This is a genomic window from uncultured Bradyrhizobium sp., from assembly GCF_936928535.1.
Taxonomy (GTDB): Bacteria; Pseudomonadota; Alphaproteobacteria; order Rhizobiales; family Xanthobacteraceae; genus Bradyrhizobium.
The window spans coordinates 1-11445 of sequence record NZ_CAKZHY010000161.1; the positions used below are offsets into that span (position 1 = coordinate 1).

Annotated in this window: 8 protein-coding genes and 2 pseudogenes; 4 read left to right on the forward strand and 6 right to left on the reverse strand. The window is 56.6% G+C overall.

Annotation, left to right across the window (positions count from 1 at the left end; genetic code table 11):
• Window positions 1–97, reverse strand: a pseudogene (locus tag Q0687_RS29795) (NYN domain-containing protein); the annotation flags it as partial.
• 930 nt (window positions 98–1027) lie between these two features.
• On the opposite strand from Q0687_RS29795, the gene Q0687_RS29800 reads away from it, so the two are divergent.
• A complete protein-coding gene (locus Q0687_RS29800) occupies window positions 1028–1225 on the forward strand; it encodes a hypothetical protein (RefSeq protein WP_298885014.1) in 198 nt (65 codons plus the stop codon).
• 573 nt (window positions 1226–1798) lie between these two features.
• On the forward strand, window positions 1799–2323 hold the full coding sequence (locus Q0687_RS29805; protein ID WP_298885015.1) for a hypothetical protein: 525 nt from the start codon (window positions 1799–1801) through the stop codon (window positions 2321–2323).
• A 671-nt stretch (window positions 2324–2994) separates the two neighbouring features.
• Here the strand turns inward: Q0687_RS29805 and Q0687_RS29810 are convergent.
• Window positions 2995–3156, reverse strand: coding sequence for a hypothetical protein (locus Q0687_RS29810; RefSeq protein ID WP_298885016.1), 162 nt, complete (start codon window positions 3154–3156; stop codon window positions 2995–2997).
• 640 nt (window positions 3157–3796) lie between these two features.
• Between Q0687_RS29810 and Q0687_RS29815 the strand changes: the two genes are divergently transcribed.
• Window positions 3797–4114 carry a hypothetical protein gene (locus tag Q0687_RS29815; protein WP_298885017.1) on the forward strand — a complete coding sequence of 106 codons (318 nt, stop codon included), beginning with the start codon at window positions 3797–3799 and terminating at the stop codon, window positions 4112–4114.
• A gap of 1628 nt (window positions 4115–5742) precedes the next feature.
• Window positions 5743–6309, forward strand: a pseudogene (locus Q0687_RS29820) (transposase); the annotation flags it as partial.
• Window positions 6310–7576: 1267 nt separating this feature from the next.
• Here Q0687_RS29820 and Q0687_RS29825 read toward each other — a convergent pair.
• From Q0687_RS29825 to Q0687_RS29840, 4 genes are all read right to left on the reverse strand, one after another.
• Window positions 7577–8017, reverse strand: a complete 441-nt coding sequence (locus Q0687_RS29825) for a hypothetical protein (protein ID WP_298885018.1) — start codon at window positions 8015–8017, stop codon at window positions 7577–7579.
• Window positions 8018–8130: 113 nt separating this feature from the next.
• Complete coding sequence (locus tag Q0687_RS29830) at window positions 8131–8412, reverse strand: hypothetical protein (protein WP_298885019.1); 282 nt, start codon at window positions 8410–8412, stop codon at window positions 8131–8133.
• Window positions 8413–8941: 529 nt separating this feature from the next.
• Window positions 8942–10405, reverse strand: coding sequence for a hypothetical protein (locus Q0687_RS29835; RefSeq protein ID WP_298885020.1), 1464 nt, complete (start codon window positions 10403–10405; stop codon window positions 8942–8944).
• Between the two features lie 280 nt (window positions 10406–10685).
• A complete protein-coding gene (locus Q0687_RS29840; protein ID WP_298885021.1) occupies window positions 10686–11285 on the reverse strand; it encodes a DUF4214 domain-containing protein in 600 nt (199 codons plus the stop codon).
• Between the last annotated feature and the right edge of the window lie 160 nt (window positions 11286–11445).

Below are 11445 nucleotides of genomic sequence, written 5' to 3' on the forward strand. Positions count from 1 at the left end.
GCTTGTAGTCGATGTCGAAGCCGAGAGTTTTCGCCGTCGCGTAAAGATTGGCCCCATCGATGAAGAGCGCGATCTTGTTGGTAATGGAAGGTGACATTCTTGGGCCTTATGCAGGGGTCAGACTGGTCAACGGAGAACGGATGCGCCTGCTGTACGAATGCTACTTTAGATCGGCGCGCGTTGCCAAATTGTTTGTGAAGGCCAAGCCTCGGAACCAATAGCGAAACCGAGAGTTGTCTGGCAGATTTTCAGCTAGTATTTTAACGAAGAGTTTTTGAGGGTGCTCGCGATGGTCACCGGAGACTTGCCTTTCTTTGAGTTATCGATTTCCAGGCGTGGCCGCACTTGGCGGTGGCGTGTTGCCGATCAATCTGGAAATATCGAGCTGGGCGGCGGCGAGCGCAGCCGGGCAGCGGCAAGATACTTTGCTACACGTGCCTTTTTCCACCTGCTCTTGACCGCTACGTGTCAGACTCGAAGTAAGTCATTACCGACTCCCTTCCGCCGCTGATCTCAGGCTGCTGCGTGTCGTCGGGGGCCAAGAGGTCCGCTTCCGAGCGCTGAGCGGAGGCCCACTCCGGAGCCCCGGGGAGCAGCCTCTGTCTCCCTTAGCTGACCCAGCTGCCACGTTTGCGACTTTGTCTGCGCAAGCAAATCTGGCACAATCTGCATACTCGCGCTGTCGTATACGGACCAAAGTCCGAGCCTTGCGGTGAGCTGATCGTAAGCGGGGTCGCCATTGCGGCGGGTCTTTCCACTGTGGCCGCCGTCTTCGGGCTTTTATTCCCTACTGACAGGACATCGTCTGCCTCGGCCGGTGGCCTGCTTCTCAAAGGAGGCCCGCCTTCGCCCTTTCGTACCGTTCAAGTTGGTCTGGTCATGGAGCGCGATGGCGAACGTGTGCGCCCGTTCACGCGGAACGGACACGATTGGGCAAAGCAGCTTCCCTGGATCGAAGAGGCCGCTCGCAAGATCAAACAGACCCGGTTCGTCCTGGATAGCGAGACCGTCGCTAGGCGTCGACGGCGTGTCCGACTTCAACGCCCGTCACTCTCGCAAGCACCACCATGAGGTTCAATTCTGCGCCCCCGATATTCTGGTCGTTGACGGCGAGGACATCCGCAAGCTGCCACTCAGCATCTTCGTCAATCCGTTTGAGCGCGGTGAGATCAGCCCAGAACTCGTCCGAGTCGCATGCCGGATGGGCCTTAGGGTTCGGTTTTAAAGCCCCGCGACGCCCTACCGCGCCCGTGGGTGCGAACAATGAATTAAGAGCAAAAGCCGGAGCATCCTGCGATGCAACGGGAGCCCTGAACTATAGATTGAGCCCGATTTTGCCAGAACCCGACAGCGAAATTGAACCCGCTTTAATTGGTAGCCCGCTATGAAATGTCGAGTGACATTCAAACGATTGCGCGGCCAATGACGACCGTAGTTTTCGCTTGCAGTGGGTGCGGCTCGCCATTTGCGACAACCCAAACCGACGGGAAGTTTTCTGGATCAGGTTCTTTCACCTGCGTCTATTGCCGATCGATCGTGCACCGCTGGCCCGAAAGAATACAACTACATTGCGTGGCGTCCTATTTCGGCGCTTGGCGATATTCCATCCAATGATCCCAAGCTTGCTTTCGATTTTTTGGAAGCGAACGACTAATGCCGGCGCGACCGCCACAATATCCGACAGTTTGGGAACGCCTCGGCCTCGAGGCAATTCGTCGTGGGCATCCGGTGCCAAGCGGCATCGGGCAACGCACGCTTGATGGCATGATTGAAAAAGGATGGATTGAGGAAGGGCCAATTGGCACCCGCCACTTTTGAAGTTACCGAGGCGGGCTCGGAAGCGATTAAACGAAAGGTGCTGGCCGCTAACAGGACCAATGATCGGCAAACGGAGCCCTTTGCGTTGGCTGCGGCCGGCGGCGAAATCTCGCATCCACCATTGTGCGAACTCAGCTTTTTCCCGACGAACCACCAGACAAGATGGGAGCTTGCCCCGCAATGTGCGAATGGGCAACTCGTCAGCAACCTATTGTCAAAGATGCAGCGCGATACTCTGCATATGGAACACGAACGGTCACTCGAAACTATTCTTGCGGAGGTGCGAAGTAAGTACGCGACGCCTATTGCGTTTAAGCAATACCATCGGGAATTTCTCGATCCGCTCCGAGACGGAAACTGGGTAAGGTCGTCGAAACTGCCCGACATGCGCCGAACGAGATTGACGCTATTGCGAAATGGCTGGATAGAGCGACGCGAGACGGCTTCAATGGTTGATTACCGCATCACAGAGTCTGGCCTAGCTGCGCTCGTTCAGCCCAGATAACTATCCCAGCGTCGGCAAACGCGCGCTGCACGTCAGTTGAAACCAATTTCGCGCACAAAACGGCGCACATGTTAGACGAGATTCGTGAACCCTCGCCGATGTCAGTACTGCGTCGGCGCGCGGATCAATAAGACCAGCGAACATCCTACAGCTTGTCCCGTCCGGTACCCTACATACAGGGCACTGGCCCCAGACGGATCGCTCTTCAAGGGTGAGTCGTCGCTCTCGCATGAGAATAAATTTAGAGGATTCTGGTGTAACCGGCTTTAGCTTTTGTTCGGTTGCGAGCTAGACTTTTTAGGTGGAGAAAAAGTGGTTGTCTTTCTATTGCACTGCAACGGGGCGATATACGCAACCCTCGATCTTCCCCCGGAAGAAACCATGAACTGGGCCCGGGATGAATCGCGGTCCGTTTTTAGTCCGATCTGCCCAGTAGGCGTTGTCCCGCTCGCTTGGCGAAGTGATCAGCGCCGAGCATTTTCCGACGGCTCTCGCTTACTCGCTCATGCAACACTTCTGATAATAAGGCCGCCCAGTTGGGCAGCCTTTTGCTCAGTGTCGCGCAATTACCGTATGAGCGCTGGTTGCGTCTAATTCTGGCGGACCCAACAACACCCAGATGGCGACAGCGATTACAATCGCAGTAGCCAGCGTCCAGAAAGCCAACCGCATTACGGCACCATCGCCATAGTCGTCAGATCGGTATCGGCGAAGCTTGGGCCGGTCGGCAAATAGATTGCGACGAGCATCAGTACGGAAAGCGCGAGGTAGCCAAAAACAATCAAGCCGTCATGACTGCGAACAGAAGACGGCATGGTGTGTGAAATCGCCATGACGAATGTCCTATTCAAAATTGCGCTTCGTTGCGTACCACCACTTTAGGCTTGGCCTGCGAAAGCCGTGTGAAGCAATTCACAGCATCGTCGCACAAATTTCTGTCAGATTGCCCGTGGTTGTATTCCAGAGGAATACGCGCGATCGCCTTAAGCGATCGGCGTCATGATCGCCAAGAGCACATTATCGACCTGGCGCGCCGTCATGTCTGGCGCTAAGCTATTTTCCGCGAAACCTACTGCTCCCTTGCGATAAAGTTCGCTGACATCGGCCGCAGGTGTTTTGGCTGGCCCGGGAAACCGTTACGGGAACCCAAGCAAGCCGCCCCCATCGGCCTGACCGCCCGACCAAAAGGCGGCACGTGCTCTGGCCCTATAGACCGAGCTGAGATGCACCTTCACCGCTATCCTTCAGAGTTGAGCTTCCGCCATTCAAGCCGCCCCGCCCTTCGGCATCAACAATTTGGAGCAGCGCTTGTCATTAAAGGTGCGGGAGGCAAGCGTTTGCGCGGTCACTAAACCAGATTAAGTCGCGTTGATCCGCGCAAAGCTCGGAAAGCGGCAAAGAAGGATTCGACAACTTGAATGGGACCATGTCACCCTTGGCGTGGTCCCATTTGAACAAGTTGTAGGTGCCATCATGTCTGATGATTCCGTACCCAAGCCCAATTTCGGGCTGATGCAATGGCGTGAGACTACCATTTCCTTGCAACCAAACCCGCTGCCAATTGTCTATTTCGATGGTGTTCCCACCTTCTCCCATCTTAACGGGATCATTGGAATAACGCTTACCGCAACCGCTCACATTCCTAACGGTGATGGGGGAGCCGATATGTGCGCTTCGACAGTTGCTTTTTTGAAATGCAATATCCCGGCCGCTAACAATCTTATCTCTGCCCTTCAAGGCGCCCTTTTGCTGGCGTCACCTGTCGATAACCCTCAAGGCAAAGCGAATTAGGTTGATTTCGTTGAACCTTTCTGCGGCTTCGGCACCGGAATTTTCCCGCATGCCCCAGCTCTCCTTCGCCCTTGATTTCTTTTCATGGGCTTGTGGTCAGCCGCTCTAGCAGACCGGGATCGGTGAGCAACCTCGCCATCGGTCACTCCTTAAGGCCACTGATCGCCGCGACGGACCCAGGTCTTACCGTCGATCGTCTAACTTTTAGAGGGCTGGGTATGGCGGCGCTGGGGCCTTGTTCAACCTTGGCCGGTGATTACCCTCGCCGACGATTGCGGCAGTTCGGCGCACGCCGCAGTTCCACGATTTCCCTTGCGTTCCAAATGCTGAAAGCAGCCGGCGCGCGACAATACGTCCTGCAAAATCGGCTCCAGAGTATCCTCAACCAGCCCCGGGGACCGCTCGGGGCCGTTTTGTTTTCAATGAAGGTTTTGGGCCTTGCCAGCGGGTTAGCCGCCAACCAAATAGAACGCGTCAGGGCTTGGCCACGATAAGAACGCCGCCCCGCAGCCAAGCGCCCAAGCGCAGCGCCGATCAGTCCTTGCGGCTTTCTGGTTTCAAGAAGCAAAAACATCGCCCGCTTGAAAACAGGCGCAAGCGGCGATCTCCCAACCTTGACGAGACGATGCAAAACCTCGGTGCGGATCAGTCTACACGTCAAGGCTCAGCAAAACCCCGCCCGGTTGGGGACCGAGCGGGGCATTGCACCGAGTGGGTCGTAATGAGAGGTAATTGGGGTTACTGGGCTCACCTGGGCCTCGGTGTACAGTGAAGTTAATACTTTGCTAACGCGGAGCGCAAGCAAAATTTGCTTAAAGCTTCTCAACCGTTCGGATGAGTCGCAGCCGGATCAGGTGCGCCACGGCCTTCACCCGAAGGCTCTGGTATCGCCGCAAGAATGACCTGGTGGCTTCCATCTTACTGTGCGTTGGCCCCCTCGGCACAGTGAGCCGGCCGCAGCCCATGGTGATGGGCGCGGTAGCATTTCGCGGGACAGAAACCCTAGCAAGGCTCTCGGCCGCCTATCGCGGACGATGCGCAATGCCGATAAGGGATCGCATCAGGAGTTTCTGAGACTCCGTGGACCACTCCGCCCCATCTGCGTTAATAGATATACGCCGTTCTTGGGCGCTTCGGCGCGCCGTTCAGGCGCCGTCATCGGCCTGTGACACAATAACGCGATAATTGTAACGCGTGATCAGCTCCGAAGGCTTCTCGCGTCCAATGATCGCCGCTCCGGCCCCGCTGGAGTGACACCTTTCGGAGAAACGGGGCGGCGATCCGGCTTTCTGCAGTAAAACGGCAATTCCCAATCTAGGAAATCACCTCTTCTCCCACTGCCACGCGGTTCGCTGGTGCAAGACCACCTGACGGCTCAGGGCACGCGCTGTAAGCTCAGGCTGCGGATTCCGCTCGATGTCGCCCAGCATTCCGAGATGATCTCGCCCACCATTCCGATTTGAAGTCGCCCACCCGTTCCGAGATGAAGTCGCCCACCATTCCGGGATGATGTCGCCCGGGGTATCGCAAAAGCGAACCCGGGGTGACGAGGCCTCTTCTGGCTCCCATAGGGTCAACCCTTTCGGCTTTGCGAAGGGGGACCCTGGATGCCGACGGAGAGGCTTGCGATGCGCCGTGTGCGCGATGTGATCAGGATGAAGGCGGCCGGGTTACCGAGCCGTGAGATTGCGCGACGGGTGGGCGCGGCACGCTCGACGGTGCGGCTGACGATCCGGCGGTTCGAGGCTACAGGCCTGACCTGGCCGTTACCCGACGAGTCTACAGACGCGGCCCTGGAAGCCCGCCTGTTCGCCAAGACCGGCAATGGCAACCGGCAGGGTCACCGCCGCGTCGCAGAGCCCGACTGGGCGGCCGTGCATCGCGAGCTCAAGCGCAAGCACGTGACGCTGTCGATCCTATGGGAGGAGTACATCGCCGCCGAGCCCGGCGGATACCGGTACTCGCGCTTTTGCGAGCTCTACCGCGCCTGGGAAGGCCGCCTGTCTGTGACGATGCGCCAGGCCCATGCACCCGGCGACAAGCTGTTTGTCGACTATGCCGGCGACGGCGTGCCGGTGGTGGTCGATCGCCTCACCGGTGAGCGCAGAATGGCGCAGATCTTCGTCGCCGTGCTTGGCGCATCGAGCTTCACCTACGCGCAGGCAACGTGGACGCAGGGGCTCGCCGACTGGATCAGCGCCCATGGAGCCGCCTGATCAAAATTCAAGTCGCCCGGGCGGCCAAGTTTGAGGGCTTGCATTCGAGGAGACGAGCTGAACCGCGTCGGAAGGAGTATCCGGCGCCAAGCGAATGGACAACACGGGCTTCGAATTAAGCTTTGTGAGAAAGGCTGAAACGGCAGAGTGGAACACAGCTAAAAAGCTCGGACGATTAAAATGAAAAGCCGCGCGGCTCTCGTCGCGCCGCGCGGCTCGGGCTCAAAATTGATCGAATTGGAAATCCAGCCATGCCCGTAAACAATCCTTACACGCTCACTGTGACAATCAAGTTAAATTTGCGTCAGCTGTGCTGACTTGGAAAACAACCGCAAATCAACGGCGTGCGCAGGGGTGCAAGCTTTGCGCGAGGACGAAAAAGCGAGGGTAAGAGCGGAAACGAAAGTCTTCAGAACGACGTGATTTGAGCCTCTTCTCGACGCTCACCACCTCGCCGACGAGCGCGAAACGTCATACCTTCGGCAGCGAGCAGATCCCGTCGAGAAGCTTCTCATCGCCACGGTAATCGGACCGTGGCGACATGTGTGCGATCCAGACGAAGCGCTTTGACCCTGCTCGCCTGCCATGCCGCGGCGCGGTTGCTGCGACCTGGCGCCTGTAAACTCACCAGGACGATCTTGAGCTTCTCATCGTGTTGTTGAGAACTTTCCTTATGGAGAGTGATAGGCGCAGTGCCCAAGTCGAACGGCGAAGTAGTGGATACAGGCCGGGAGCGACGCTGGTCCGAGGACGCCTCATTCACCAGAAGCGGCCCTCACCGGGCTTCACCGGCTTCACCGGATGGATACAGCCGCTATCTCGGTTGCGCTCACAACAAGCCTGAGGATATTTTCGCGCCGCCACCGCCTAGCTCCTAAGGATCCCCCCACCCCACGGCAAGGCTCGCCCTCAGTCGGCTTTACCCCTTGCCCCGTTTAGTCCCTTGCCTTCGTTCGGTGGCGCGGACGGCAGTCATAAGCCGAGCCAAGCGGATCACCCTGCGGATGCTCTCCGCAAATCGCGCCCCAGGGCTTCGACGCTGAATGTGGAACACTATTTCTCGCAAACGGCTGAGCATTGCTTCATCGTTTCTCCGCTGTCCGGTCGCGCCCCTTAGGTTGTTGGACCCGATCGATCAGACGACTCTACCCAACCACTCGACATACCTATGACTGGGAAGCTTCACGGTTTCCGCCTTAAATATTCTTCTCAAACTTCAACCGATTGCATAGATGCTGGACGGCTCTCAGGTCTTGATCTGACCGACCACGCGATCGAGAACATGCTGAAGCGGTTCTAAGCCGAAGCTATTCGCCGGACGGATGTCCTCTCGTCCAAACGAGCCGACGGTGACCATATAGCGATCAACGACGATTCGCGTTCCGTTCCGTGCCTCTGCAATTGAAAACGCTAGCCGCTCGATTGCGCTCACTCCCTCAGTACTAACGAGAGCGCCTATCAGTGCAGCGCTTGCAGCGTCGCCCCGCGGCCGCTCAAATGTGACGAGGTACGTACTGTCGTTTCTGAGCCGGCCGCCTTCGTTGATCATCGCGTTGACCAACTGTGGCTTCACCTGCTCCGGCATCATGTTTTGGATCGTAACCTCCAGATGGCCGCTGGAAGCGGAGCTATCCGTCTGACAGCCGGCCAAGTAGGCGCAGAAAAGCGGCAGCGCTAAAATACGCACAACGGTCACCCCAGACCTAAAGCAATATCCAAGCGCAACCATGGCATGAGAGCAATAGCGGGTGCGCCGCACAAACGCTTGTCACGGATTGCGCCGAGCCCGTCCAGCCAGGCTTACTGAATCGTTCGGCCGGCCGGCCTTATGGCCATCAGAGCCATCTTCTCAGCCATTGCTTCCAAGTCATCGTAGACGGCATTGGTTGCATCGATGAGGTGCTGAGGCACACCATAACTTTCCTGCGAAACTGCCATAAGCCCACCATCCGTCATGAGAAACGAGACGTCAGACTCTGGCGCATCGACGCAGAGGAGAAAGATACGTTCCACGGCCGCGTACGGTCGACCGGTTTCTTCAGCGATCTCAAACAACCCTTCGCGGATGCCCTGCGGAATCATCGCTTTTTCGCTTTCAGTCCAATATCAACCAGCCTTCGGATGGCTGGCGCAAACGCAGGTTGATCCTCCTGCTCAGAAGCCCACTCGCGCACCTGACCCTGCACAAGCGCCTTGAGGGCTGCAAGTTCGTGTGGCCAAAGATTGCGGACGGCGTGATGCGGATATCGCCGGCGAGCGCCATCCTTCGCCAAACCCTGGAAGCTGCTTGACCGCAAGCAAGCAAATTGCCGTCACGAGGAAAAGCAGAACAACGTTTGGCCATCAGCGAAATGTGAGCGTAAAAGAAAGTAAGCCTCTCATGGCGGCGCCTCGATCACAGCGCAAGGCTCCGAGATCAATCTCCTCAATTTGACCGCAGGCCGCACCATTGTCGGGGCGATGCCCGCATCATCACAGCCCCGACTAGGAAAGCCTCATACGGCTCTGGCGAGAGAAGCGTGGCGAGCTCAACCCGGAACCCCTGTCGGAACACCTGATCACTCCACTCGGCACCGTCACCAAGCCGCTTCGGACCTGACGGCGACGTTCTTCAATTTGGAGGTGCCCCATTCATTCTGCCTGCCGCTAGAAAGCAACTGAATCTCATGGCAGACACACTTTCATTAGACGCCTCAGGTGCGTCGCAATCGCGAACCAACAGTGGATCGCTCGGAGGCATCAACACGTATTGCGCGAACGAAAGGTCGCCGGGCGCGCGCCCTAACAGATTGTTTGCAACGGCAAACGGCACTTTGAGATCTCCCAAGCTAAGCATATAGCTGACGTTACGAGGCCAGAGCGTGCTGAACACTATCTCGCGCGAGGAGTCGATCGGCTCGCGCCGCCTAAGCTCTCGCACCGAACGTTGGAAGGCAACCACCTCGCGCAAATTCAGGACAGAAGGATAGAGATCGGCCCGCGTCGCTACCAAAGATAACGCCGAACATATCACTATCGAAGGCACCCAACCGTCATTTCGGATGTGGTCCGACTTCTCCCCTAGACTGATATTGGCTGATAGGATGAAAACCAGAAGAGTTAACGTCACGAAGATATGCTTCTCGACGGCGTAGGCCGATCCAATGTTTATCCAGCTCAGGAAAAGCTGCAGAAGCGCCAATAAGCATGCAGAAAGTCCAAGGAGAGCCAACAGGATATGAGTATCCCTGCCCTCGTTTTCTTTTGTGAGCAACCGCAGACTAGCGAACCCTCCCAGAGTAAAGAGTGCGAATTGGGCAGCCTGATGACCAAGCAGCAAGTTGACATGCGCGCCACCACCCTGCTGCGCAACAGAGGTCAAATAGCGAGCGTATGGATTAAAAGCAGTGAGGGCCGACGCAACAACAGTAAAAAAAATCAGTCGCGCGATTGAGGTGCGATTCAGCCCTCCCCATGCTTGTAGCGCGAGAAAAGTACCATAGGCGGCCATCAGCTGCGCGGCCGCAGTAAGATGTGTTGCAACCAGAAGCTGGCCAACGAGAATGATCCAGACATCTTGAATGACCGGCGAGACCTTATCACGCGCGTAAAACACTACGAGGAAGGCCCAAATTCCAATCGAGGACCCCACGACCTGAGAATAAAAATAATTGTTCACGATCTGCCTGCCGAAGATCGGTGCGCGCAAGAATGCAAGCACCACAAGGAAGCAGCAGGCGTAAAGGGCGATCTTACGTCCTGAGTCGAATGAGAGGGTGAACAGAGCAAGATAGAACAGTGCAACAGAAGTCGTTGCGACAACCGTCATCCCAAGCAGGCCAGAATCCAATAACTTCCCAATCTCGGCAGCAATCCAATGGGCGGCGGGGGGATAGGACTGCAATGGACCGAGATACGGTGAGGTCGGTCGGATCCAGCCTTGCATGTCCATGAGTTGGCGGATGATCGCGTAATGCTGCCCGGCATCGCTGCTCAAGCCATGAAATTCATTGAACAACATCGCATTGGAAACAACAACCACCGCTGCGATGCAGACAACGATGTGGGTCAAGCGAAAGCCGTGGGATCGCATCATCGCCTATCGGGACTCCTGGCTTTTGGGAAGACGGAGTTGTAGCAGTCGTACCCGAAAAATGGAGAGCCTCACTTTGCCGGCCAAGCGCTCGGCGCCTTTTTCCTGCCTCTCGACTCTTCGAGGTACTTCAGAACTCATGCTCCACCGACCACCACTACCGCAGGGAGCAACCGCATAAAACGCTTCTTGTGTTTAAGACCATGCGCAGGCGCGCTCAGCCGGAGAATAAGTCTTGGATCAGCACGATGAGACATCTTTCTCGCACGCTTCCGACGCCAGTTCAGACTCCAAAAAATGAGCGCGTCAATAATACACCCACTAGGGTGAAGTTCTCGAATCTTTTCCGATTTTCTATGCTGTCGGAAAAACCCATGAGCACCTCTCCCCTGGACGTGCTGGATGCTGGCTTCTGCGGCTGCAACCAGTCGTCAACTTCAACATTTTCAGGTAGTCGATTCAACACGTTCTTGTACAATTGCCGAACGTAATCGGCATCTGAAGCATCAGGCGGATATTTCGCGAGTCCTTCCGGGGAAGCAAGGAAAGCATTGGCCAGATCAACCTTCGTAAGGCCAGCATCGATCGCCGCGACATTCGCCGAAAGGCCGTCCTGATCGGGAACACGGTTGAATGCAGCCTTATACAATCGCTGAACAACGCCGAGGTTACCATCCCAATCGAAAGCGATGATGGCATCATCGCAAAGCAGCCGGTCCACATCGTTTCCTGAAAACGTCACATCCTTATTCTTGAAGTGGATAGTCCCGTCATGATGGCGAGAAAAAATCGCTTCGGCCGCGTTCGCTGGAACGACTTCGTAGAGGTGGCGTCTAATCGTCAATTTTCCCATTGCACCCTCATCATGCTTGCGGCGAACCATACGGGGCTTTGCCTGGCAAAACCAGCCTCACGAGAAGCAGCAGATCGCTCTCCGGCCACGCTGCTTCGACGATCTCTTTATTCACATAGAGGCGGCCAAGCGGGACCTAGTCGGGCGTTTCCTTAGTTCGAATCATATCAGGCAGCCTCGGCGAGCTTGT